At 68.6% G+C, this 23,888-nt stretch carries 23 protein-coding genes; all 23 read left to right on the forward strand.

All coding sequences use genetic code 11. From position 1 onward, the window contains the following. The first annotated feature begins 49 nt into the window (after positions 1–49). Complete coding sequence (gene aroA / locus ACN9M6_RS05390; protein ID WP_419162258.1) at positions 50–2,029, forward strand: 3-phosphoshikimate 1-carboxyvinyltransferase; 1,980 nt, start codon at positions 50–52, stop codon at positions 2,027–2,029. Between the two features lie 229 nt (positions 2,030–2,258). After that, complete coding sequence (locus tag ACN9M6_RS05395; RefSeq protein ID WP_419161895.1) at positions 2,259–4,115, forward strand: 30S ribosomal protein S1; 1,857 nt, start codon at positions 2,259–2,261, stop codon at positions 4,113–4,115. Next, positions 4,096–6,006: an ABC transporter substrate-binding protein gene (locus tag ACN9M6_RS05400; RefSeq protein WP_419161896.1), complete on the forward strand. Its 1,911-nt coding sequence runs from the start codon at positions 4,096–4,098 to the stop codon at positions 6,004–6,006. Before ACN9M6_RS05395 ends, ACN9M6_RS05400 begins: the two co-directional genes overlap by 20 nt. A 2-nt stretch (positions 6,007–6,008) precedes the next feature. Next, on the forward strand, positions 6,009–7,550 hold the full coding sequence (locus tag ACN9M6_RS05405; RefSeq protein WP_419161897.1) for an acyl-CoA carboxylase subunit beta: 1,542 nt from the start codon (positions 6,009–6,011) through the stop codon (positions 7,548–7,550). Positions 7,551–7,566: 16 nt separating this feature from the next. Further along, positions 7,567–9,057, forward strand: a complete 1,491-nt coding sequence (locus tag ACN9M6_RS05410; RefSeq protein ID WP_419161898.1) for an acetyl-CoA carboxylase biotin carboxylase subunit — start codon at positions 7,567–7,569, stop codon at positions 9,055–9,057. 10 nt (positions 9,058–9,067) lie between these two features. Next, positions 9,068–9,571, forward strand: a complete 504-nt coding sequence (locus tag ACN9M6_RS05415; protein WP_419161899.1) for a biotin/lipoyl-containing protein — start codon at positions 9,068–9,070, stop codon at positions 9,569–9,571. Continuing rightward, positions 9,568–11,130 carry an acyl-CoA mutase large subunit family protein gene (locus tag ACN9M6_RS05420; protein ID WP_419161900.1) on the forward strand — a complete coding sequence of 521 codons (1,563 nt, stop codon included), beginning with the start codon at positions 9,568–9,570 and terminating at the stop codon, positions 11,128–11,130. Before ACN9M6_RS05415 ends, ACN9M6_RS05420 begins: the two co-directional genes overlap by 4 nt. A gap of 11 nt (positions 11,131–11,141) precedes the next feature. Further along, complete coding sequence (locus ACN9M6_RS05425; protein ID WP_419161901.1) at positions 11,142–11,474, forward strand: FmdB family zinc ribbon protein; 333 nt, start codon at positions 11,142–11,144, stop codon at positions 11,472–11,474. Further along, positions 11,471–13,180, forward strand: coding sequence for an arginine--tRNA ligase (gene argS, locus ACN9M6_RS05430; protein WP_419161902.1), 1,710 nt, complete (start codon positions 11,471–11,473; stop codon positions 13,178–13,180). The genes ACN9M6_RS05425 and argS overlap by 4 nt, the downstream gene beginning before the upstream one ends. Next, positions 13,177–14,127: a PfkB family carbohydrate kinase gene (locus ACN9M6_RS05435; RefSeq protein ID WP_419161903.1), complete on the forward strand. Its 951-nt coding sequence runs from the start codon at positions 13,177–13,179 to the stop codon at positions 14,125–14,127. Before argS ends, ACN9M6_RS05435 begins: the two co-directional genes overlap by 4 nt. Next, on the forward strand, positions 14,124–15,149 hold the full coding sequence (gene purM, locus ACN9M6_RS05440; protein WP_419161904.1) for a phosphoribosylformylglycinamidine cyclo-ligase: 1,026 nt from the start codon (positions 14,124–14,126) through the stop codon (positions 15,147–15,149). The genes ACN9M6_RS05435 and purM overlap by 4 nt, the downstream gene beginning before the upstream one ends. Further along, positions 15,146–16,306, forward strand: coding sequence for a bifunctional diaminohydroxyphosphoribosylaminopyrimidine deaminase/5-amino-6-(5-phosphoribosylamino)uracil reductase RibD (gene ribD / locus ACN9M6_RS05445; RefSeq protein WP_419161905.1), 1,161 nt, complete (start codon positions 15,146–15,148; stop codon positions 16,304–16,306). Before purM ends, ribD begins: the two co-directional genes overlap by 4 nt. A 19-nt stretch (positions 16,307–16,325) precedes the next feature. Further along, positions 16,326–16,934 carry a riboflavin synthase gene (locus tag ACN9M6_RS05450; protein WP_419161906.1) on the forward strand — a complete coding sequence of 203 codons (609 nt, stop codon included), beginning with the start codon at positions 16,326–16,328 and terminating at the stop codon, positions 16,932–16,934. A 49-nt stretch (positions 16,935–16,983) separates the two neighbouring features. Next, positions 16,984–18,198, forward strand: a complete 1,215-nt coding sequence (locus ACN9M6_RS05455) for a bifunctional 3,4-dihydroxy-2-butanone-4-phosphate synthase/GTP cyclohydrolase II (protein WP_419161907.1) — start codon at positions 16,984–16,986, stop codon at positions 18,196–18,198. Then, complete coding sequence (gene ribH, locus ACN9M6_RS05460; RefSeq protein ID WP_419161908.1) at positions 18,195–18,695, forward strand: 6,7-dimethyl-8-ribityllumazine synthase; 501 nt, start codon at positions 18,195–18,197, stop codon at positions 18,693–18,695. The genes ACN9M6_RS05455 and ribH overlap by 4 nt, the downstream gene beginning before the upstream one ends. Continuing rightward, the gene (gene nusB / locus ACN9M6_RS05465) at positions 18,692–19,126 is read left to right on the forward strand and encodes a transcription antitermination factor NusB (RefSeq protein ID WP_419161909.1); all 435 of its coding nucleotides are present in this window, start codon (positions 18,692–18,694) and stop codon (positions 19,124–19,126) included. The genes ribH and nusB overlap by 4 nt, the downstream gene beginning before the upstream one ends. A gap of 29 nt (positions 19,127–19,155) precedes the next feature. Next, the gene (locus tag ACN9M6_RS05470) at positions 19,156–20,277 is read left to right on the forward strand and encodes a glycosyltransferase family 4 protein (RefSeq protein ID WP_419162259.1); all 1,122 of its coding nucleotides are present in this window, start codon (positions 19,156–19,158) and stop codon (positions 20,275–20,277) included. Further along, positions 20,274–20,621: a ribosome hibernation-promoting factor, HPF/YfiA family gene (gene hpf / locus ACN9M6_RS05475; RefSeq protein WP_419161910.1), complete on the forward strand. Its 348-nt coding sequence runs from the start codon at positions 20,274–20,276 to the stop codon at positions 20,619–20,621. The genes ACN9M6_RS05470 and hpf overlap by 4 nt, the downstream gene beginning before the upstream one ends. Beyond that, positions 20,618–21,574 carry an HPr(Ser) kinase/phosphatase gene (gene hprK / locus ACN9M6_RS05480; RefSeq protein ID WP_419161911.1) on the forward strand — a complete coding sequence of 319 codons (957 nt, stop codon included), beginning with the start codon at positions 20,618–20,620 and terminating at the stop codon, positions 21,572–21,574. Before hpf ends, hprK begins: the two co-directional genes overlap by 4 nt. Continuing rightward, positions 21,567–21,965, forward strand: a complete 399-nt coding sequence (locus ACN9M6_RS05485) for a PTS sugar transporter subunit IIA (protein ID WP_419161912.1) — start codon at positions 21,567–21,569, stop codon at positions 21,963–21,965. The genes hprK and ACN9M6_RS05485 overlap by 8 nt, the downstream gene beginning before the upstream one ends. Before the next feature lie 11 nt (positions 21,966–21,976). After that, positions 21,977–22,450 (forward strand): PTS sugar transporter subunit IIB, encoded by a 474-nt coding sequence (locus tag ACN9M6_RS05490; RefSeq protein WP_419161913.1) that lies wholly within the window; start codon positions 21,977–21,979, stop codon positions 22,448–22,450. Continuing rightward, positions 22,450–23,148: a hypothetical protein gene (locus tag ACN9M6_RS05495; RefSeq protein WP_419161914.1), complete on the forward strand. Its 699-nt coding sequence runs from the start codon at positions 22,450–22,452 to the stop codon at positions 23,146–23,148. Before ACN9M6_RS05490 ends, ACN9M6_RS05495 begins: the two co-directional genes overlap by 1 nt. Continuing rightward, complete coding sequence (locus ACN9M6_RS05500) at positions 23,145–23,873, forward strand: PTS system mannose/fructose/sorbose family transporter subunit IID (RefSeq protein ID WP_419161915.1); 729 nt, start codon at positions 23,145–23,147, stop codon at positions 23,871–23,873. The genes ACN9M6_RS05495 and ACN9M6_RS05500 overlap by 4 nt, the downstream gene beginning before the upstream one ends. Positions 23,874–23,888 lie beyond the last annotated feature (15 nt).

Consider the following 23,888-nt stretch of genomic DNA (forward strand, 5'->3'; position numbering starts at 1 on the left):
TCCGCCGCCCTGGAACGGCGCTGCCGGGAAGCGGGGCGCCTTGATCCGCGTGCGGCTGCCGGGGGACAAGTCGATTTCGCACCGCGCCGCGCTCGTCGCGCCCCTGGCGGGGTCGGCTTCGGTGATCCGGGGCCTGTCCACAGGCGCGGATGTGCGCGCCAGCGTGCGCGTGATGCAGCGGCTCGGGGCTTCCATCGACTGCGCCGAAGAAGAGGGCGGGCTCACGATCCGCTGCGCCGGTGGCGGGCTCGATGCGGGTCCGCCGCCCGCGCTCGATTGCCGGAACAGCGGAACGACCGTGCGGCTGCTGGCGGGCATCCTCGCCGGGACCGGGGTCGCGGCCGTGCTCGACGGCGACGCATCGCTTCGGAGTCGGCCCATGCGCCGGGTCGTCTATCCCCTGCAGGCCATGGGTGCCCGGATCGAATATGAAGGAGAGCCGAACCGGCTGCCGATCCGCATCCGGGCACGCGCCACGGGGTCCCTGCGGACGCTCCGGCATCGCGCGAGGATCGCGAGCGCGCAGGTCAAGTCGGCCGTACTGCTGGCCGGCGTCCTCGGCCGCGTCCGCGTGGAACTGAGTGAGCCCGCCCTCTCGCGGGACCATACCGAGCGCATGCTGGCCGCGATGGGCGCGCCGATGGTGTTCGACCCCGTCCGCTCTGGTGCTGGCTCCGTCCGCTTCGATCCGGCGGGATGGGACGGGACCCTGCACGGGCTCCGGATGACCGTGCCGGGCGATCCCTCTTCCGCCGCCTTCCTGATCGGCGCGGCCATGCTGAGCGGCCGGTCGGTGTACGTCGAGGAGGTGGCAGCCAACCCTGGGCGGACAGGGTTCCTGTCGGTGCTCGAGGAGATGGGGGCTTCCGTCCGCCGGGAGCCTCTGCCCGACGAGGGCGGCGAGCCGCGCGAGACCTGGACCGTACACCCTCCCGACGGCCTGCGGGCTTTCTCTATCGGCGGCGCCGAGATCCCGGGCGTGATCGACGAGATTCCGCTGCTGGCGGCGCTCGCCGCGCGGGCGGCGGGGCGTTCCGAGATTCGTGGTGCGGCCGAACTCCGGGTGAAAGAGAGCGACCGGCTGGCCGTGCTGGCCCGAACGCTGGAGACATTGGGCGTCGAGATCGAGGAACGCGAAGACGGCCTCACGATCACGGGCCGTACCGGACAGCTCTCGGGCCCGGTCGAGACCCGGGGAGATCACCGGATCGCGATGGCCTTCGGGGTGCTCGAGGCGGCGGGAGACGCCGACCTGCGAATCGACGATCGCGCGTGTGCCGCGGTCTCGTTCCCCGGCTTCCAGGAAGCCCTCGCGCCGTTCCGGCGCCATCCGGCGCGACGGCCCGGATCGCGGGGCGGGCGCGTGATCGCCGTGGACGGCCCGGCCGCCTCCGGGAAGAGCAGCACGGCCCGCAGCGTCGCCGACCGGCTCGGGTTCGTGCACGTGAACTCCGGGCTGCTCTACCGCGCGATCACATGGTGGGCGCTCGAAGCGGGGATCGGCCGGGACGAGAAAGCGATCGAGGGCGGGGCGCCCGCGCTGGATATCGACCTTGTGCCCGAGCGCGACGGGCTCACGGTGGGCGTCGAGGGGGTGCTTCCGGGGCCCGCGCTCCATTCCCCCGAGGTGACGACCCGGGTCTCGGCGGTGTCCGCGATACCGGCCGTCCGCACGGTCGTGCTGGACCGGCTGCGCCGAGCTGGCCGCCGGTACCGAATCGTGTGCGACGGGCGGGACATCGGGACGACGGTCTTCCCCGATGCGGAACTCAAGGTGTTTCTCGTAGCCGAGGCCCGGGAAAGGGCTCGCCGGCGCCTCCTGGAGCGCGGTGCGGAGCTCACCACGGAAAACATCGAGGCTGAGACCGAACGCCTCGAATCGCGCGATCGCCTCGACCGCTCGCGTGCCGTATCGCCGCTGCAACGGGACCGGGATGCGATCGAGATCGACACCACCGCGATGGACCGGGAGGCGGTCGTGGAAGCGATCGTACACCTCGCCGCGGAGCGTGGTCTCGCGCCGCGTTGAGCCCTCTCCACTCGGTTGACGCAGGGTATCCTCAAATCTAAGTTGGCGTACTGTCCGAGGACCGTGGAGGGTGAATGTGGCGGCCCGCCCCGGTCCTGCTCGTAACCCCGAGACAAGGGATCGACCGGCGGCCGGGCGGAGGTGCGCGATGCTCGGTCAGGGTCGATCTTTTTTTGCCACAAAGGCCCGGTGGGACCGATCCCGGCTCCATTCGGAAAGATGACTTCCAATGCCTGACGACACGACCACACAGAACGACGACGTTACCGATAGCCCCGACGCCGGCGGCGCGGGCAGCGAGACGCCCTCGGAGGGGATTGCCGTCGTAGCCCCTGAGCCCTTCGAGCCCAGCGCCATCGACCTCGATCTCGACGCCGATCCGCGCGATGATTCGCAGCACGATGCGGCGGAGTATCAAGAACTCCTCGCCCTCTACGAAGACACGCTGAGCCAGATCACCGAGGGCGAGATCGTCACCGCGCAGGTGATCGGCAAGACGGAGACCGACATCATTCTCGATGTGGGTTTCAAGTCCGAGGGCGCCGTCCCCCTCGACGAGTTCCACGATCCGGACGAAGTGAAGCCCGGCGACTCGGTGGATGTGTTCCTCGAGAGTCTCGAGGACGACGAGGGTGTCGTCGTGCTCTCCAAGAAGAAGGCGGACTTCCTCCGAGTCTGGGAGAAGATCAAGGATGCCTTCGACAACGATCGTCCCGTCAAGGGCCGAATCAAGCGCAAGATCAAGGGTGGCGTGACGGTCGACTTGATGGGCGTGGACGCGTTCCTTCCCGGATCCCAGATCGCGCTACGGAGGGTGCCGAACGTCGACGATCTCCTCGGCGACGAATACGACTTCAAGATTCTGAAGCTCAACAAGCGTCGTCGGAACATCGTGGTCAGCCGCCGCGTGCTCCTCGAGGAGGAGCGGGCGGGCAAGCGGGAGGAGCTCAAGGAGGAGCTTTCGGTCGGCGACGTGCGCGCCGGCGTGGTCAAGAACATCACCGACTTCGGGGCCTTCATCGACCTCGGCGGGATGGACGGGCTGCTCCATATCACCGATATGTCCTGGGGTCGCATCGGGCATCCATCCGAGGTCTGCGACATCGGTGCGACGGTCGAGATCAAGATCCTCGACATCGACTGGGACCGGGAGCGGATCTCGCTCGGCCTCAAGCAGCTTCAGGAATATCCCTGGAAGAACGTGGCGGAGAAATATCCGGTCGGGACGCGCGTGCTGGGGCGGGTGGTGTCGATCACCAACTACGGCGCCTTCGTCGAACTCGAGCGCGGTATCGAGGGCCTCGTCCACATCTCGGAGATGTCCTGGACCCGCAACGTCCGCCATCCCTCGCAACTCGTGGGCATCAACGACAAGGTCGAATGCGTGGTGCTGCGCGTGGACGAGGATGCACAGAAGATCTCGCTCGGGATGAAGCAGGTCGAGGAGGATCCGTGGCTCGCGCTCCCGGCGCAGTACCCGCCGGGGACGAAGATCCGCGGGCTGGTCAGGAACCTCACTTCGTTCGGCGCGTTCGTCGAGGTCGAAGCGGGGATCGACGGCCTCGTACATATCTCGGACATGAGTTGGACTCGCCGCGTCCAGCACCCCGCGGAAGTGCTCCGCAAGGGCGACGAGGTGGATGTCGTGGTCCTCTCGATCGATCCCGACCAGAAGCGGATCTCGCTCGGGCTGAAGCAGGTGCAGGAGGATCCCTGGTATCAGTTGGCCCAGTCCTACGGGCCGGGGAGGGAAGTGGCGGGCACGATCACGCGGCTGCTGGAGAAGGGAGTGGTCGTGGACCTGGGGAGCGACCTCGAAGGCTTCGTGCCGGTCTCGCAACTCGGCGTCGAAGGGCCGGTCGCCGACCCCGCCGAGCACTTCTCGGAAGGGCAGGGACTCGAATTGCGCGTGCTCGAGACGGATCCCATAAACCGTCGCATCGTACTCGCTGTCGTCGATGCCCCGGAGGTCCCATATGATGCCGCCGAGGTGGAGTACGAGAGCATGGGGGCGTCCAGATCCGGATCGGCTGACGACGACGAGGACGGGAGCAAGTCCGATTCCGATGGCGAGGCGGAGGCGTAGCCGCTTCAACGCGAAGCGGTGCGCAGCGGGGAGACAGGTCGCCCTCGGCTGCAGCGCGGCGCTGATCGCCACGGTCGGCTGCGTGCTGACCACCGGCAGTCCCCCGGAGGATGCCGGCGCGCCGGTTGCCGTCGATACGGGTCAGGCCGAGATCGCGCTGCAGGTGGTCGAGTCCGACTACACGCGGGGGAACTTCGCAGCGGCCTCCGGTCATGGGGATTCGCTGAGCCTCGCCTGGGCGAACCAGGATCTGCTGCGCCCCCTCGCCGATCGTGCCCTCTCCCTCGCCGGCCGGGCGCTGGAAGCGCAGAACCTCCCCGGTGCAGCGGCCGATCGCTACGGACGCCTCCTCGTCCGGGCCCCTGCCGGGCCGTTGCGGGACGAAACCGTGGAGCGGCTCGTTCGCGTCCTGGCTGACACGGGCCGGGAGCCGGAAGCGGTCGGGGTGATGCTCGCGGATCCGCAAGCGCTGGAGGCGGTCGGGCCGGACACGTTCCGCGAGCTGACCTCGGCGCTCACCGTCGCTCACCTTCGTGACCTCGCCGACCGTCACCCGCCCCGGACGGCTGCGGCTTCGATCGTGCACGTGCAGCTCGCCAGGCTCCTGTTCGTCGCACGCGAGTCCGACGAGGCGCGGCGACTGGCGGCGGGAGTCCTCGAGGGACGTCCGGCCGAGCCCGAGCGGACGACCGCGGAACTGATCGCGGCCGCGGGGACGGAGCTGAGTAGCGGCACGGCCCGAATCGGTGCGATCCTTCCGCTCACAGGCGATCTGGCCGATGTGGGCGAGCTTCTGCGCGAGGGAATCGAGCTCGCCGTGGACCGGCATCACCTGGCGCGTCCCGATGGGTTCGACGTGGCTCTTGTGCTGCTCGACGACGAGTCGAACCCGGAGAACACGCCGAGTCTGGTCCGCTCGCTCGAGCGCCGCGGTGTCGTTGCGATCATCGGCCCACTGCGCTCCGAGTCATTCGCGACGGCGACACGGGCGCGCCGCAACCCGCGGCTCCCGATCATCAGTCCGACGGCGACGGAAGTCCTGAGGCCCGGTCCGGGGAGCTATACGCTCGACGCCGGGGCGACCCGCGAGTCGGATGTCGCGGAGGCTCTCGCGCGCTGGACGATCGAACGACTTGGGCTTCGTCGGGTCGGCGTCCTGGAACCGCTCGGGGCCGGTCTCGGAGGCGGCGTTCGGAGGTTCATACGTACAATCCGCGAGCACGGCGGCGAGCTGGTGGGGCACGAGCGATATGACCCCTCGCTCACGACCTTCCAGGAACCGATCGAGGCGCTCGCCGCGGTCGAGCCCGACGTGGTGTTCGCACCGTCGCCGTCCGCGACCGGAGTCCTTTCGGTAGCGCCCCAACTCTTCTACTACGGCCTGTACAACGTGATCGTGCTGGGAAGCGAGGCCTGGGCCGACCCTGCGGCCCTCCGGCGTCTCGAGGAGTTCGCGACCGACCACCGTGTGGTGGGTCTCACCATGGACCGGGTGAGCGCCGGCACCCCGTGGCGACGATTTGTAGCGGATTATGAGAGAAAGTACCGAAAGTCATTGCGAGACAACGTAATTCCAGCATTGGCACACGATGCGACTGCCCTGGCGCTCGCCGCGCTTGAGGGAGGCCGCTTGCCCATCCCGGCCGCGCTCACCGCGTATCTTGAAGAGGAGCCCGAAGTCGAGGGGGTGACCGGCCTGCTCCGGCCGGAGACCGGCCGGTCGGTCGTGCACCGGGCGACGGAGATCCGGATGCTGGTCGAGGGTTCCCCGGTGGACGCGGATCGCGGAGAACTCCTGCAGTGGCTTGCGGAGGTACGGGGGGGGCCGTCGCCGTTTGCCCCGAGGGACACGGTGCGGGCGGACACCCTCCGGCGCGTGCGTCCCCGGTGAGCATGCGGGAGAAACTGGCCGACCTCGAAGCCCGGTCCGCGCAAGCTCTGCGCGGAGATCCGGAGCGCCTCGCCCGGCAGCATGCGCGCGGCAAGCTGAGCGCCCGCGAGCGCCTCGACATCCTGTTGGATGAGGGAAGTTTCGTGGAGTTCGACCGCTTCGTCGAGCACCGCTGCACCGATTTCGGGCTCGAGGACCGACGCAGCCCGGGCGACGGCGTCATCACGGGATACGGGCGCATCGACGGCCGCACCGTGTACGTGTTCAGCCAGGACTTTACGGTGTTCGGAGGGTCGCTGTCGGAAGCGCATGCCGGGAAGATCGTAAAGGTCCTCGATCTCGCGACCCGGAACGGGGCTCCGTTCATCGGGATCAACGACTCCGGCGGAGCCCGGATTCAGGAGGGTGTCGCCTCCCTCGGAGGCTATGCCGACATCTTCCTCCGGAACACGCTGGCGTCGGGGGTCATCCCGCAGCTCAGCGCGATCCTGGGACCGTGTTCGGGCGGGGCCGTCTATTCCCCGGCGATCACCGACTTCGTGTTCGTGGTCGACGGCGTGAGCCACATGTTCGTGACCGGACCCGGCGTCGTGAAGACGGTGACCCACGAGGAGGTGACGTTCGACGAACTGGGCGGGGCATCCGTGCACGCCAGCCGTTCGGGGGTGGCGCACTTCCGGTCGGCGACCGAAGTCGATGCGCTGCAGGCGATCCGGCGACTCCTGGGCTACCTGCCCTCGCACAACCAGGAGCTTCCGCCCTGGCGCGAGACGGCCGACCCCGCGGACCGGGCCGACGAAGAGCTGCTGGACATCGTGCCGGACGATCCCAAGCTCCCGTACGACATGCTGGACATCATCGCCCGGGTCGCGGACGAGGGGAGTTTTCTCGAGGTCCACGCCGATTTCGCCCGCAACATCATCACGGGCTTCGCGCGGCTCGGCGGGCACGCGGTGGGGATCATCGGAAACCAGCCTGCGGTGCTTGCCGGAGTCCTCGACAGTGACGCGAGCATCAAGGCCGCCCGCTTCGTTCGATTCTGCGACGCCTTCAACGTTCCCCTGGTCACGTTCGAGGACGTGCCCGGCTTCCTGCCGGGAGTGCGCGAGGAACACCAGGGGATCATCCGCAACGGAGCGAAACTGCTCTTCGCCTACTGCGAAGCGACCGTGCCGAAGCTCACCGTCATCACCCGCAAGGCGTACGGCGGCGCGTATGATGTCATGTCATCGAAGCACATCCGGGGCGACCTCAACCTTGCCTGGCCGAGCGCGGAGATCGCGGTGATGGGGGCCAAGGGAGCCGTCGAAGTCCTCTATCGGCGCGAGATCGCGGCGGCGGAGGATCCGGAAGCGCGGACGGCCGAACTCGAAGCGGAGTTTCGCGCCAAGTTCGCGAATCCCTACCTCGCGGCGATGCGCGGATTCATCGACGATGTGATCGATCCTCGGGAAACGCGGCGCCGGCTCGTGTCCGGGCTGGAAGCCATGGCCGAAAAGCGGGACCGCAATCCGCCGAAGAAGCACGGGAACATCCCGTTGTGAGCCCCCTCGAGGCCGGATGTTCGACAAGGTCCTGATCGCGAATCGCGGCGAGATCGCGGTCCGCATCATCCGGGCTTGCCGCGAAGAGGGGCTGAGGGCGGCCGCGGTCTACTCGGACGTGGATCGAGCCGCCCCGCACGTACTTCTGGCGGACGAGGCCGTGAGGATCGGTACGGCGCCCTCCGCCGAGAGCTACCTGTCGGTCGAGAAGCTGCTCGAGGCGGCGGCCCGCGCCGGGGCGGACGCGGTCCATCCGGGGTACGGCTTCCTGGCCGAGAACGCGGACTTCGCCCGCGCCGTCGAGGCCGCCGGATTCGTCTTCATTGGCCCCCCCGCGGAAGCGATCGGGATCATGGGTGACAAGACCCGGGCCCGCGCGCGGATGATCGCCGCGGGTGTGCCGGTCATCCCGGGTACGGATCCGCTCGCATCGGAAAGCGAGGCCATCGACGGAGGGCGCGAGATCGGCTTCCCCGTCATGCTGAAGGCAGCCGCCGGCGGAGGTGGAAAGGGCATGCACGTGGCCGGCGACGAGGAGGAACTCGCGGGCGTGTTCGACCGTGCCCGGCGCGAAGCCCGAAGCGCCTTCGGTGACGGTCGGGTCTTCGTGGAGCGATTTCTGCCGCGTCCACGACATGTCGAAATCCAGGTGCTCGCCGACGAGCGGCGCACGGTGGATCTCGGCGAACGGGAATGCTCGATCCAGAGGCGGCATCAGAAGCTGATCGAGGAGGCGCCTTGTACGGCCATCGATGACGGTCTCCGCCGGAGGATGGGCGATGTGGCGGTCCGGGCGGCGGAGGCGGTCGATTACCGTGGCGCCGGCACAGTCGAGTTCATGGTCGAGGGGGACGACTTCTTCTTCCTGGAGATGAACACGCGGATTCAGGTGGAACATCCCGTCACCGAATGCGTCACGGGGGTCGACCTTGTTCGCGAGCAGCTGAGGATCGCGGCCGGCCTCCCGTTGCTTTCCGGTAGCGAGCCGCCCGCGGCCCGCGGGCACGCGATCGAGTGTCGGATCAACGCCGAGGACCCGGCGGCCGGGTTCCTTCCATCCGCGGGACGGGTCGAACGTCTCGAGCTCCCCGCCGGCCCCGGCGTCCGCTGGGATGGCGGGATCCGGCCCGGTTCGGAGATCGGCCTTCACTACGATTCGCTGCTGGGCAAGCTGGTCGTCCATGCCGCGAACCGGGAAGCCGCGATCCGGCGCATGCGGGCTGCACTGGAAGGACTCGTCATCGACGGGGTCGAGACCACGATCCCCCTGCACCTCGCGGTCATGGACGAACCGGACTACCGGGCGAACGATGTCTCCATCCGCTACCTGGACGATCATCCCGGGCTTGGAGGGTCTTCGGACCCGGCCCTCCGCGACGCGGCGATCGCCGCCGCGGTGCTGCTGGCGGATCGCACCCGCGGGGCCGCGGCCCTCGTCGACGGCAAGAGTTCCCGGGACGGTCGCCGCGGACTCTCGGCCTGGATGAGCGCTTGCCGGGAATGGTGAGGCGATCGCGGTGAAGTACCACGCCGGCGTGGAAGGTGAGAGCTTCGAGGTCGAGCGCCTGGCCTCCGGTCTGCGGATCAATGGGTTCGACCGGGAAGCCGAGCTGATTCGGGTCGGCGACGGGGAGCTGCGGCTGATCCTCGATGGACGGAATCACCGCGTATTCGCACGCCCGACGCCCAAAGGGTGGCGCGTGACCGTGCGCGGCCGGACGTTCGAGGTCGCGGTGGAGGACGAGCGGGCCCGGGCGCTTCGGGCGCTGGCGAGCCGCAGCGCCGATGGCACGGGAGCACGTGAAGTGCGCGCGCCCATGCCCGGGTTGATTTCGCGCGTCCTCGTGCGGCCCGGGCAGCGTGTCGCGGGCGGTGAAGCGCTGGTAGTGGTCGAGGCCATGAAGATGGAGAACGAACTGCGGTCCGAAGGCTCCGCCACCGTAGCCGAGATCAGGGTCGGTCCCGGGGACATCGTGGATCGCGACGATGTCCTCGTCACGCTCGAACCGGAGAAACCGTGAGCGAACGGCGCCCGGCGTTCACGACCTCGAGCGGGTTCGAGATCGAGGCGGTCTACGACCGACGGGAAGCGGCGCTCGATGCCGGCCATCCCGGCGAGTTTCCCTACACGCGCGGCGTCTACCCGACCATGTACCGGGGCCGGCTGTGGACCATGCGTCAATACGCCGGATTCGGGACCGCCCGGGAGACGAACCGGCGCTTCCGCTATCTGCTGGATTCCGGCCAGACCGGCCTCTCCGTCGCCTTCGACCTGCCTACCCAGATGGGGTATGACTCGGATGATGATCGTGTGCGGGGCGAAGTCGGACGGGTCGGGGTGGCGATCGATTCCATCGAAGACATGCATCGCCTGTTCGAGGGCATTCCGCTCGAGGGCGTGTCGACCTCCATGACGATCAATGCGACGGCGCCTCTGCTGCTCGCGATGTACGCGGGCGTCGCGGAGGAACGAGGCATCGATCGGTCCACCCTGCGCGGAACGGTTCAGAACGACGTGCTGAAGGAGTTCATCGCGCGGGGCACCTATATCTTTCCGGTGGAACCCAGCCTCAGGTTCGTCACGGACGTCTTCGACTTCTGCGCCGGGGAAATGCCTCGCTGGCACTCGATTTCCATCAGTGGCTACCACATGCGCGAGAGTGGGGCCACCGCGGCCCAGGAACTCGCGTTCACCCTGGCCAACGGACTGGAGTATGTGCGCCGCGCCGTCGAGCGCGGCCTGGCGGTCGAGGATGTCGCTCCCGGATTCAGCTTCTTCTTCTCCGCCGACCGCGTATTCTTCGAGGAGGTCGCCAAGTTCCGGGCCGCCCGCCGCCTCTGGGCGCGGCTGATGCGAGACCGGTTCGGAGCGCCCGAGGCCGGCTGCCAGCTCAAGTTCCACGCCCAGACGGCCGGGTCCTCGCTTACGGCGCAGCAACCCCTCAACAATGTGGTCCGTGTCGCGATCCAGGCGCTCTCCGCCGTACTCGGAGGGGCGCAATCTCTCCATGCGAACAGTTACGATGAGGCGCTCTCGCTGCCCGGCGCCGAGGCGGCCCGCCTCGCGCTGCGGACGCAGCAACTCCTGGCCGCGGAGACCGGAGTCGGCGATACGGCCGACCCCCTGGGCGGCTCCTATTTCATCGAGTCGCTTACGGACGACCTGGAAGCGCGGGCGCGGGAGTACATCGCGCGCGTCGACGACCTTGGCGGTCCGGTGCAGGCGATCGACTACATGCGCGAGGAGATCCACCGGGCCGCCTACCGGCATCAACGGGCCATCGAGAGCGGCGAGCTCGAAGTCGTCGGCGTGAACATCCACGACGACGATGCTCCGGTCGAGATGCCGAAGCCGCCCGATTTCGCCCGCCTCGAGGGCGACCAGCGCCACCGGCTCGCCGAGCTCAAGGCTGCCCGGGATGCGTCCGAGGTCGAGGGGGCGCTGACGCAGATCCGGCAAGCGGCGGCCGGAGATGCTAACCTCCTCCCCGTCCTGATCGACGCCGTCCGGCGCCGGGTCACCCTGGGTGAGATCAGCCACGCTCTTCGCGATATCTGGGGCGAATACCGGCCCCGCTGACAGGGGTTGCAATGCCGACGTACGAGTACCGATGTCGTGGTTGCCGTCACGAGTTCGAGAAGTTCCAGCGCATGTCGGACGCGCCCGTGCGTCTGTGCCCGTCGTGCGGGGAATACGAGGTCGAACGCCTGATTTCCGCCGGAGGCGGCCTCGTCTTCAAGGGGCCCGGCTTCTATGCGACCGACTACCGGCAGGCGGACAGTCGTGAAGGAGATTCAACGGGGCCGAAGTCCTCCTCCTCCGCGAAGGGCGAGGCGAAGCACGACGGCGGCGAGGCGAAGGGTGGCACGAAAGAGAGTGCCGGCAGCGGCGGCCAGGCCGACAGGAAAGACGGCGGTTCGTGACCGGTGACCCCGGTTTCGCCCGACTGTCCGCGGCGCTCGCGTGCGCGCTCCGTGCCGCGGGTGCCCCGGAGGGCTTCTCGCCGGGCCTCGAACGGCCGCGCGATCCGTCGCACGGGGACTGGGCGTCCAACGCCGCCCTCGTGCTGGCAGGAAGACTGGAACAGCCACCCCGTAAGCTGGCGGAGCGCATCTGCGAACTCCTCGATGCGTCCGCCGCCGGCCTCGACGCGGTCGAGGTCGCGGGCCCCGGCTTCCTCAACTTCCGGCTCGCGGACGATTCAATCTGGCCCCGGCTGGATGGGATTCTCGAGGCGGACAGGGGATGGGGGCGGAGTCCGGCCACGCCGCCCCTACGCATCAACGTGGAGTTCGTTTCCGCCAACCCGACGGGGCCACTGCACGTCGCTCATGGGCGGGGCGCCGCCCTCGGCGACGCCGTGGCGTCGCTTCTGGAGTGGGTCGGGCACGAGGTCACGCGCGAGTTCTACGTCAACGATGCGGGGCGGCAGATCCAACTCCTCGCGGAGTCCGTCGAGGCCCGTCACGAAGAAATGGCCGGTCGTCCGGCCGCTGTGCCCGAGGGTGGGTATCACGGGGAGTATGTTCGCGGCGTGGCGGCGGCGATCCGCGATGCCGCCGGCGCGGAGTCCCTGGCGTCGCTTTCCCCCGAGGACCGTCTGACCCGTTTCCAGAGCGAGGCCGTACGCTTGCTGCGGGAAGAGCAGGCGGAGGACCTGTCCCGGTTCGGCGTCGAGATGGACGTGTTCTACTCGGAGCAGTCGCTGTACGACTCCGGTGCGATCGGGCGCCTGCTCGAACGCCTGGAGGCGCGCGGACTGACGTACCGCGAGGACGGTGCGACCTGGCTCCGGACCTCGGATCTGGGCGACGAGAAAGATCGTGTCCTCATCAAGAGCGACGGCTCGTTCACATATTTCCTGCCGGATCTCGCCTACCATCTCGACAAGGCGCGGCGCGGTTTCGACGTCGCAATCGATGTATGGGGGGCCGACCATCAGGGTCACGAGAAACGTATGCTCGCGGCGCTCAGAGGGCTGTCGTACCCCGATCTCCTCCAGGTGCTCATCATCCAGCTCGTAACGATCATGCGCGACGGCAAGGAGGTGCGCATGAGCAAGCGGGCCGGGCGGTTCGTCACGCTGGGAGAGCTCGTTGACGAGACGGGGCCGGACGTGGCGCGGTACTTCTTTCTCATGCGACGGGCCGAGGTCCATCTCAACTTCGACCTCGACCTGGCTCTCGATACCTCCGAGGCGAATCCCGTCTACAAGATCCAGTACGCCCACGCCCGGATGTGCAGCGTGTTCAGGAAAGCGGGACTCGATCCGGCTGATGTCCCGGTCGGCGGGGGGGTTCCGGAAGGGTTCGGCACGCCGGCCGAGCGTGACGTGGCGCTCGCGATTCTCCGGCTGCCGGAGATCATCGCGGCCGCCGCGGAGAGTCGGGCGCCCCATGTCGTGTGCGCATATCTGGAGGAGACCGCCGGGTCGGTGAACGCCTGGTACCATCAGGGAAACCTGGACCCCGGGCTGCGGATCCTGGCCGACGTACCGGAGCGGAGCGCGCGGATCGTGCTCGCGCGCGCGGTCCAGATTACGCTGCGGAACGGCCTGCGGGCGCTCGGACTGTCGGCCCCCGAAACACTGTCTCGGGAGCCCGCTGTCGCCGTCGGTCCGCAGCCGTGAGCGGCAGGGGAGATCGCGGTGATCCGATTCTCGTGGTCGGCAGCGTCGCCCTCGACGAGATCTCGACCCCGGTGGGACACAGAGACGAGGTCGTCGGAGGAGCCGCGATTCACTTCAGCGCGGCGGCTTCTCTCTTCGGTGAGGTCCAGCTCGTGGGAGTAGTGGGAGACGACTATCCGTGGAGCGAACTCGATTTCCTGCGGCGGCGGGGGGCCGATCTGGCGGGCCTGGAGAGGCGACCCGGGTCGAGCTTCCGGTGGGGCGGCGTCTACCATCAGAACATGAATACGCGAGACACGACGCACACCGAGCTCGGTGTGTTCGCCGACTTCCAGCCGACGATCCCCGAAGCATTCCGGGCGGCCCCGTGGGTGTTCCTCGGCAATATCGATCCCTCGCTCCAGCTCGCGGTCGTCGACCAGATCGAGTCGCCGATCCTGGTCGGCTGCGACACCATGAACTACTGGATCGACCGGACGCCCGACCGCCTCTCCGAAGTCATTTCGAGAATCGAGATGATCACGCTGAACGACGAGGAAGCGAAGCAGCTCTCCGGCGACCCGAATCTCACGAGGGCGGCGCGTTGGATCCAGAGGCGGGGCCCCCGGCACGTCGTCGTCAAAAAGGGCGAGCACGGCGCCGTCCTGTTCACGGACGACGAGATCTTCTTTACTCCGGGGTATCCGCTCGAGAACGTCGTGGACCCGACGGGCGCCGGGGACGCGTTTGCCGGAGGGCTGTTCGGGTCACTCGCCCGCAGCGGGTCGGTGACGGCGTCCGGATTGCGGCGCGCCGTCGTGTATGGCTGCACGCTCGGGTCCTTCGCGTGCGAGGGGTTCGGCGCGAGTCGCATGGTGGCGCTGACCATGGCGGAAGTCGAGGAGCGGGTGCAAAGCTTCCGGGAGCTGACGAGATTCGACATTCCATCCGAACTGGCGGAGGCATGAGCGGCGGACTGACGTATCGAGATGCGGGGGTGGACCTTGAGGCGGCTCGCGAGACGAAGGCGAGGTTGTCCGACCTCGTGCGGCGCACGCGGACCGACGCGGTGAGTTCGGACTTCGGCTCGTTCGGAGGACGTTTCCGGGCCACGCCCGGACGGGAACTCGTGGCGAGCGCCGACGGAGTGGGAACCAAGCTCAAGATCGCCTTCATGGCGGATCGCCACGACACCGTCGGCGCAGATCTCGTGAACCACTGCGTCAACGACATCCTTGTCGAAGGCGCCCGGCCGCTGGTCTTTCTCGACTACGTGGCCTGCGGCGTGCTGGACCCGGACACCGTGACCAGCGTGGTCGCCGGGCTGGCGGAGGCGTGCCGTGAGAACGGTTGCGCGTTGCTCGGCGGCGAGACCGCGGAGATGCCGGATTTCTACGCGGAAGGGGAGTACGATCTGGCGGGGTTCGTGGTCGGCGAAATCGCATACCCGGAGCTGGCCCGCCGGGAGATCGCGGCGGGCGACCACCTCATCGGACTCGCTTCGAGCGGCATCCACACCAACGGCTACAGCTTCGTACGCGCGCTTTTCTTCGGTCGGCTCGGGCTTGGAGCGCACGATCCCTTCCCCGGTGCGGAGGCGTCCGTGTCGGAGGTCCTGCTGCGTCCACACCGGAGCTACCTGCCGATTCTCGCGCCGAGCCTCGAGGCGGGACGGGTGCGGGCGTTGGCCCACATTACAGGGGGTGGGATTCCGGGCAATCTGGACCGGATCCTCGATCCGGACCTCGACGCCGTGGTGCGATCCGACGCGTGGACGCGCCCGCACGAATTTGCCGTCATTGCCCGTGAGAGTGGGGCGGAAGAGGCCGAGCTGTTCGACACATTCAACATGGGCGTCGGCATGATCGCCGTGGTGCGAGAGTCGGATGTCGGCCCCGTCCTGGACGAGGTCCGGAGTTCCGGCTGCGACGCGTTCGTATGCGGTGAACTGATCGAAGGTGCCGGGAAGGTCCGCATGGAGGGCGCGTGACCGCTCAGGGATTCGACCCCATCGCGGGTGCTCCGCCGAGTCGTACGGAGGATCTCCGGCACATGCGCGAAGCGCTGGCCATCGCCCGGCGTGGTCTGGGTCGCGTGTCGCCGAACCCCCTTGTCGGCGCGATCGTGGCCCGCGGGCATCAGGTGCTCGGCAGCGGTTGGTACGCCGAATACGGTGGCGATCACGCCGAGGTGGTCGCGTTGCGGGAGGCGGGCACGCGCGCGGCCGGCGCGACCCTCTACGTCAGCCTTGAACCGTGCCGCCACACGGGACAGACTCCGCCGTGTACGGCCGCGATCATCCGATCCGGAGTCCGGCGCGTGGTCATCGCGTGCCGAGATCCGAACCCGGAAGCTCGGCACGGGGCCGAAGAACTCCGGCAGGCGGGTCTGGACGTCGAGATCGGGATCGAGGGTACGGCCGCGAAACGGCTGAATGCACCATTCCTCTGGTTTCACCGCGAGTGGGTACCGTTCGCCTCCCTCAAGCTTGCGCTCTCACTCGACGCCAAGCTCGGTGCGGAAAGCGTGCGGACCCCGGTGACCGGCATACGTGCGCTGGATGAAGTCCACCGGTTGCGCGCCTGTCACGACGCGATCCTCATCGGACGCAACACCGTCGCCATCGACGACCCCCTCCTCACCGCCCGGGGTGAAGTCCCGCCGCGCGTCCCGCCGGTGCGGGCAGTGCTGGACACGAGACTCCGCCTGGGTCTGGGGACTCAGCTCGTGCGAACTGTTGAAGAGGCGCCCGTGTGGGTGTTCGCGGACGCTGGGGCGGACGGGTTCGAAGAGCGGGCCGCCCCGCTACGCGACGCGGGCGTGGAGGTCATCGGAGTGCCGGGCCGGGATGAGCATACCCTGAGTGTCGACGCGGTCTGGAACGAGTTCGGGACGCGCGGCGTCCTTTCCGTGCTCATCGAGGGTGGCGGGCAGGTTGCGGCGGCGACGCTGCGCCAGGGACACGTCCAGAGGATCCACGCCTTCCTCGCCCCCATGTTCTACGGCGAAGACGGAGTTCCCGCGTTTCCGGGGCTCGACCCCTCGAAACCGGGAGATTGGCAGCCGGTCCAGCGAGAAGCGCTGGGGCAGGATACCCGGGTCGTGTTCGAGCATCGGCGACTCGAGGAAGTCCTGAGCAAGCTCTGAGCCATCCAGGGGACGACTAGTGTTCACCGGAATCGTGCGGGCCATTGGCGAGGTCGCGGGCCGCGAGCGGACGAACGACGGGCTGCGGGTGAGCATCCGGCGCGTTCCGTTCCTCGACCGGATGGAGGCCGGGGATTCCGTGTCCGTGGCGGGCGTGTGCACCACCGTCGTCGAGGTTGGGGACGACGCGTTCGACATCGACGTCGTGGCCGCGACGCTGGAGCGCACCACGATCGGAGACTGGCGGGTCGGCGACGGCGTGAATCTGGAGCCCGCGCTGCGGGCGGGAGAACCCCTCGGCGGGCACATGGTCCAGGGACATGTGGATGGGGTCGGGACAGTGGCCTCGGCGGTGTGGGAAGGCGAGTCCGGTGTCCTGGACATCGACCTTCCCGGCGGGATCGAAACCGTCTCCGTACCGCAGGGGTCGTTCGCGATCGACGGGGTGAGTCTGACGGTGAATCGCCTCACCGGGCCCATCGCGCGATTCGCGATTATCCCTTATACATGGACCCACACCACCCTGGGGCGCCTCACGCCCGGCGCGCGGGTTAACGTAGAGGCGGACCTGATTGGCAAGTACGTCGCTCGCGCCGCCCGCTCGTACTCGACGCCCGCAGAGGGTTGAGGCCGGGCGCCGGCCTGAATGAACCCGAGAAAGACTTCGGCTGACGGATATGCCCACACACACCGTGGAAGCAGCGATAGAGCGGGTACGCAGCGGGGGAATGGTCATCATCGCTGATGACGAGGACCGTGAGAACGAAGGGGATCTCGTTTGCGCGGCCGACCTCGCAACGGCAGAGGCGATCAACTTCATGTGCACGCACGCGAGGGGCCTGATCTGCCTCACGCTGCCGGACGAGATTGCCGACCGCCTCGATCTTCCCTTGATGACGGACGACAAGCTCTCCGACCCCAACAAGACCGCGTTCACGGTCTCCATCGACGCCCGACAGGATTTCGGGATCTCTACGGGCATCTCGGCGCAGGATCGGGCGCGCACGATCCGCGTAGCGGTGGATCCCCAGACCCGGCCGACCGACCTCATGCGGCCAGGCCACATCTTCCCGCTGCGGGCCAAGCCCGGGGGCGTGCTGCAGAGAGTCGGACAGACCGAGGCCTCTGTCGATCTGGCGCGGCTCGCCGGGCGCACCCCCGCCGGCGTCATCTGCGAGATCCTGAACGAGGACGGGACGATGGCGCGACGGCCTGAGCTCGAGGCGTTCTCGGCCGAGCACGACATCCCGTTCATCACCGTCGCCGCCCTCGTCTCGCACCGCCTGCGTAACGAGAGCCTCGTGCGGCGGATCGCGGAGGCCGAACTTCCCACCCCCTGGGGCGATTTTCGGATCGTGGGGTACGCGAACGACGTGGACGAACGCGAGCACGTCGCGCTCGTGCGCGGTGATGTGACGGCGAAGGAGGATGTCCTCGTCCGCGTTCACTCCCGGTGTCTGACCGGCGACGTGTTCCATTCCCACCGGTGCGACTGCGGAGATCAGCTGGAGGCCGCGATGCGCATGGTCGTCGAGGCCGGGAGCGGGGTCATCGTCTACCTCGACCAGGAAGGGCGGGGTATCGGACTGTTGAACAAGCTGCGCGCCTACGAGCTGCAGGATGAAGGACACGACACGGTCGAAGCGAACGAGGCGCTCGGCTTTCCGCCCGACCTGCGGAACTACGGCATCGGGGCGCAGATCCTCGCCGATCTGGGGCTGCACTCGATTCGGATCATGACGAACAACCCGAAGAAGCTTGCCGGTCTGGAGGGGTTCGGTCTCGTGATCAGCGACCGCGTCCCCCTGGATCTCAGCCCTGTGGACGATCGTGTGATCCCGTACCTCCGGACCAAGCGCGAGAAGCTGGGGCACCTCACCGGGTCCGCGTGAGGACGAAGTCGGACGCCCCCTCGGGCGAGCGCCCCGCCCCCCACGAGGACGCGACCGAGGGGGCCGGCCGGAGGATCTGCGTCATCGTGAGTCGCTTCAATCGTCGCGTGACGGAACGTTTGCTTGACGGCGCGGCGCGGACGCTCATCGAGTGCGGGGTGGCCGAGGAGGATATGGACATCGTGCATGTTCCGGGTGCCTGGGAACTCCCCCTCGCCGCGCGCGAGGCGGCCGCGGGCGGGTACGACGCGATCGTGGCTCTGGGCTGCGTGATACGTGGCGAGACCGCGCACTTCGAGCACGTGAGCCGTGCGGCGATCGACGGACTGGCCCGGGTGCAGCTGGACACCGGCGTGCCGGTGGGCCTGGGTGTGCTTACGCCATACCACCGGGATCAGGCGCTGGCCCGGGCGGGCGGCGAACTCGGAAACGCGGGCGTGGAGGCGGCATTGGCCGCGCTGCGAATGGCTGATCTCCGCGGTCAGCGGAACGCGTGAGCCCACCCCTGCGTTCACACGTCCGATCGCGGTCGCGCAGTTGGACGCTGAACCTGCTCTACGCGTGGGAGGTCGCCGGCGAGGGCACGCCGCTCGAACATGCACGTCGAATCCTGGCGCACCGCAGGATGTCCGCCCGCTATCGGCCGCATGTGGAGCGCCTGCTCGAGACGGTGAGCGGCAACCTGCCGGAGATCGACGCCGCGATCGGGCGGCACGCGTCGAACTGGCGACTCGAACGTCTGCACGTCATCGACCGCAACATCCTGCGTATCGGGATCGCGGAACTGCGCTGGCTCGACGACGTCCCGCCGCGAGTCACCATCCACGAGGCGCTGAAGCTGGCAACCCGGTACGGGAGCCCCGAGAGCCCACGTTTCCTGAACGGAGTGCTGGACGCGGTCCTCAAGGCCGGCGAAGGCGAGCCCTGAGCGACCCCGCGGCGCGGCCGCTCCGGCTCCTGCTCCTCAACTGGCAGGACCGGGAGAACCCCGAGGCGGGAGGGGCCGAGGTCCATCTGCACGAGATCTTCGGTCGTCTCGCGGCCCGCGGCCACGAGGTCCGGGCGGTGGTCGGCGGGTGGCCGGGCGCCGCGCCCTCGGCGAAGCTCGACGGCATCGAGTTCGAACGAGTCGGAGGGCGCTACAGCTACGCAGCGCGCGCCCGGGGCGCGGCCCTCCGTGTCCTGCGGGACTTCGCGCCCGACCTCCTCGTCGAGGACATCAACAAGATCCCGCTCTATTCGCCCCTGTGGGCCGGCGTACCCGTGGTGCCGCTAGTCCCGCACCTGTTCGGCGCCACGGCCTTCACGGAGGCGCGACTCCCCGTCGCAGCGGCGGTATGGGCGGCCGAGCGGGCGATCCCGCGCGTATACCGGGACTGTCCGTTCCAGGCCATTTCGGAGAGCACCGCCCTCGATCTCACCAAACGCGGCCTCCGCGCCCGCGACATCACGGTCATCCCGCCCGGTATCGACCACGGCACGTACCGACCGGGGTCGGAGCGAGATCGGTCGAGAGACCCCACCGTCCTGTACGTGGGCCGGCTCAAACGCTACAAGGGGATCGATCTGTTGTTCGACGTTCTGTCGCGGCTGCGCCCCAGGATCCCCGACGTGAAACTCGTGATCGCAGGCCGCGGCAGCGACGAGCACCGGCTCCGGCGCCTCGCGGGCCGCGCGGGTCACGCGCACACGGTGAGCTTCCGGGGGTATGTATCGGAACAGGAGAAGGTCGACTGGCTCCGGAGGGCCTGGAGCGTGGTCTACCCGTCGCCGAAGGAAGGCTGGGGAATGACCAACGTGGAAGCCGCCGCGTGCGGGACGCCGGTGATCGCCAGCGACGCGCCGGGACTTCGGGAGTCGGTCGAGGTCGGGAAGTCGGGACTCCTCGCGCCGCACGGAGACGTGGAGTCCTGGACTCGTGCGCTCCTCGAGGTGCTTCGAGACGCCGCCCTCCGCGACCGTCTCGGGAAGGGCGGGATCGCGCATGCGGCCCGGTTTTCATGGTCGCGTGCAGCGGACGAGACAGAAGCGCATTTTTGTCGCATACTGGCTGCCGACAACCCACATGAGGGCCGATGAGAACTATCGTCACTGCACGCAACACGGATGTATCGGGAATTCGCGACGTCATCGAGGCGCGCTTCGAAAACCTGCAGCGCTTCGAGCCGCGAGCATCAAAAGCCGAAGTAGTGTTCACCGGCGAGAAGACGCAGGTCCGCGCCGCGGCGGTCGTCAGTATCGACCGGGGGCGGCCGGTGCACGGAGAAGCCGCGGGGCCTGACCCACGCACGGCGCTTGATCGGCTGACCGACAAGCTGGGCAACCAGCTGCGGCGCAACCACGACCGGTACCACCAGCATGCCGCGCCCCCGATGGAGGAACTGTTCGGCAGCCCGTTCGAGCCGCCCGGAGAAACCGGGTGACACTGACCGTGGCGTCGCTGCTGCGGCGCAAACGGGATGCCTTCTCCCTCTCCGTGCTCGTCGGTGAGAGGGGGCTCGAGCGCGAGATCCGCGTGCCGGAGGTCTCCTCGCCCGGGCTCGCGCTAGCGGGCTATAGCGAGCGCTTCGTATCCAACCGGGTCCAGATCTTCGGCCAGACCGAGATCGCCTATCTCGCCAGCCTCTCCGACGCCGAGCGTGGAGCCGCGCTCACATTCGTGTTCCAGTCAGGCGTCCCGTGTGCCTTCATCACCAAGAGTCAGGATGCGCCCGAGCAGTTGCTGGTGGCCGCGGAGGCCGCCGGTGTCACGCTGCTCTCCACGCCGCTGAAGACAGGAGACTTCTACCGACGGCTTCAGCCCTATCTCGAGGAAGAATTCGCGCCGCGAACCTCGATCCACGGATCCCTCGCCGACGTGTACGGGATCGGCCTTCTCTTCATGGGCCCGTCCGGCATCGGCAAGAGCGAGTGCGTCCTCGATCTCGTCGAACGTGGCCACCGGCTCGTGGCCGACGACCTCATCCTCGTGCACCGCCGGCAGAGCGACATCCTCCTCGGCCGCGCTCACGAACATCAGCGTCACCACATGGAGATGCGGGGCGTCGGCATCATCGATATACGGGCGATGTTCGGGATCCGCGCCGTACGCGAACAGAAGCGGATCGAAGTCGTGGTGGAGCTCGAAGTCTGGGGCGCGCGCGACGACTACGACCGGACGGGTCTCGAGACAGAGGAGTGCGAGATCCTGGGCGTGCCGTTGCCGAAGGTCCGCATCCCGCTGAATCCCGGAAAGAACATCACGGTCATCGCCGAAGTCATCGCCATGAACCACCTGCTACGATTTTCGGGAGAGGACCCGGCGGCGGCCTTCGAGCGGGACCTCATCGAGCGCATGCGGCCCGTGCGCGATTACCTCGAATCCGACGATGAGTAGCCGCGTCCGCGGCGTTGTGGTCTCGCACGCCGATCTGGCCCGCGCGCTGGTGTCCGCGGTGGAGACCATCAGCGGAGTGACCGGGGTGCTGCGTCCGGTGAGCAACGAGGGCCTGGGGCCCGACACGCTTCGCGACACCCTCTCCGAGGCGGCCGCCGACGTGGACACCATCCTCTTCGTCGACATCGCGGGCGGGAGCTGCGGCATGGCCGGCCTCAGGCTGGTGCGCGAGACCCGGCGCGCCGCCTGCATCACCGGCGTCAACCTGCCCATGCTGCTCGATTTCGTGTTTCACCGGGAGATGCCCCTCGATGCGCTGGTCCCGCGCCTGATCCGGAAGGGGCAGTCCGGGCAGCAGGCACACCTGGGCCCCGCGGCCGAGACCGACTGACCGGGGGTGTCGTGTCTCTGCAACTCCTGAGGATCGACGAGCGTCTGATCCACGGCCAGGTCCTCGTGGGCTGGGGCAACCACCTGGGCCTCGACTACTACGTGATCGTCGACGACGCTCTCGCCTCCAGCGAGTGGGAGCAGGAGATCTGGGCCAGCGCGCTGAGCGACGACGAGTGCGTGGAGTTCCTGAGTGTCGCGGCGGCGGCTCGCCTGGAGGACTTCGCCGGCCGGGCGGGGCGGGGCGCCCTGCTGACCAGGGATACGGCGGCCATGCGGGTGCTCGCCGAGTGCGGTTGCCTCGACGGGTGCGCGGTCAACGTCGGAGGCCTCCATCCGGCACCGGGGCGGGAGAAGGTCCTCGACTATGTGCACCTGTCACCTGGCGAGCGTGAAGACTTGAGGGCGATCGGGCGCCACTGCCGGGTGTCGGCCCGGGACCTGCCGACGGCACCCGAGGTATCTCTGGAGGAGTTCGAACGCTGATGATGGGCGTCGAACTGTCGCTGAGTCACTGGCTCCTCGCATGCGGTCTGGGAGCCGCGGTCGGCCTGGACGCCGTATCCTGGCCCCAGGGCATGTGGTCGCGGCCGATCGTGGCCGGTGCGCTGGGCGGGCTCCTGTTCGGGGCGCCGGCGGGCGGGTTCCTGATCGGGGCCTGGCTGGACCTGGTCCTGTCGCGACACCCGTCCTTCGGCGGCGCCCGGCACCCCGAGCCGGGGCCGGCGGCGTTCACGGCGGGCGCCGCCTACGGGCTGGCGGAGACGGGGTCGCCCGTGGGCCTCCTGGCGGCGGTCGTCGCCGGGTGGGCGCTCGGCTGGACGGGGGCCTACTCGGTAGGCCTGCTGAGGCGCGTGACGGCCCGCTTCGTGAGCGGGCCCGGCGGAGTCCGGGGCGGGGCAGGCGTACTGGCGCGACGCCATCGGCTCGCCATGCTGCTGGACGGCGTCCGTGCGGGACTGCTCGTGGCGGTGCTGCTCGTGCCCTCCGCCCTGCTCGTCAGCTTCCTCTCCACGCAGTCGCCCGGGGGTTCGGGGCTCGTTTGGACGCCGGCGCTGGCCGCGGTCGGCCTGGCCGGTGCGGCCGGTGTCTCGGCACGCGGGCTGGGTGCCCGGAGCCGAAGCTGGCCGGTCTTCGCAGCGGGCGGTCTGCTCGGCGCGATCCTCGCCCGGGTGCTCGCGTGAGGCCGAGACGGACGGACATCGTCCGCGCCCTGCTGCGCAGTTTTTCGGTCCAGGGATCCTGGAACCACCGGACCATGAGCGGCCCCGGGATGGCCCACGCCATGGCCCCGCTGCTGGCCCGAATCTTCGCGGACGACGCGGACGCCCTGCAGTCGGCCATTGAACGCCATTCGCTCGCTTTCAACGCGCATCCGTACCTGACTCCGGTGGCGATTGGAGCCCTGGCGCGGCTCGAGTACGGCGGCGAGGATCCGGACACGGTGGCTCGCTTCCGGTCCGCACTCCGTGCGCCCCTCGGGGCCTTGGGGGATGAGACGGTGTGGGCCGGCTGGCGACCTTTCTGCGCCTCGGTCGCGGCGGCGGGCTTCCTTCTCGGGCTCGATCCTGTCGTCGCGGCGGCGGGTTTCCTCATCGTGTACAACCTCGGACATCTCGCACTTCGGCTGTGGGGGCTGCGCCTTGGCTGGCGGGCCGGGCGGACCGTCGCGGCGGCGCTCAGGGGAGTCCCCTTCAGGAAAGCGGCGAGGGCCCTTGTGCTCGCCAACCAGTTCCTCATCGGGGCGGTGGCCGCGCTCCTGATCGCGCGCATCCCCGGGGCCACAGCGGACCTCTGGATCGGGGCGCTTGCGGTCCTCGCGGCGTTAAGTGGTTACCTTGTCCCCCGACATGTCTCGGGAGCCGCGATGGCGAGCCTGCTTGCCGCCTGCGTAGTGTGGCTCCTGTGAGAGTTGCGACGGGCG

The organism is Candidatus Palauibacter sp., from assembly GCF_965197445.1.
In the GTDB taxonomy this organism is placed as follows: domain Bacteria; phylum Gemmatimonadota; class Gemmatimonadetes; order Palauibacterales; family Palauibacteraceae; genus Palauibacter.

Bases quoted from the DNA above. Each gene is read 5' to 3' on its own strand.
- hpf (WP_419161910.1), top strand. From the start codon at position 20,274: ATGAGAACTATCGTCACTGCACGCAACACGGATGTATCGGGAATTCGC.
- ACN9M6_RS05485 (WP_419161912.1), top strand. From the start codon at position 21,567: ATGAGTAGCCGCGTCCGCGGCGTTGTGGTCTCGCACGCCGATCTGGCC.
- ACN9M6_RS05395 (WP_419161895.1), top strand. From the start codon at position 2,259: ATGCCTGACGACACGACCACACAGAACGACGACGTTACCGATAGCCCC.
- ACN9M6_RS05410 (WP_419161898.1), top strand. From the start codon at position 7,567: ATGTTCGACAAGGTCCTGATCGCGAATCGCGGCGAGATCGCGGTCCGC.
- ACN9M6_RS05495 (WP_419161914.1), top strand. From the start codon at position 22,450: ATGATGGGCGTCGAACTGTCGCTGAGTCACTGGCTCCTCGCATGCGGT.
- ACN9M6_RS05425 (WP_419161901.1), top strand. From the start codon at position 11,142: ATGCCGACGTACGAGTACCGATGTCGTGGTTGCCGTCACGAGTTCGAG.
- purM (WP_419161904.1), top strand. From the start codon at position 14,124: ATGAGCGGCGGACTGACGTATCGAGATGCGGGGGTGGACCTTGAGGCG.
- ACN9M6_RS05455 (WP_419161907.1), top strand. From the start codon at position 16,984: ATGCCCACACACACCGTGGAAGCAGCGATAGAGCGGGTACGCAGCGGG.
- ACN9M6_RS05405 (WP_419161897.1), top strand. From the start codon at position 6,009: ATGCGGGAGAAACTGGCCGACCTCGAAGCCCGGTCCGCGCAAGCTCTG.
- ACN9M6_RS05400 (WP_419161896.1), top strand. From the start codon at position 4,096: ATGGCGAGGCGGAGGCGTAGCCGCTTCAACGCGAAGCGGTGCGCAGCG.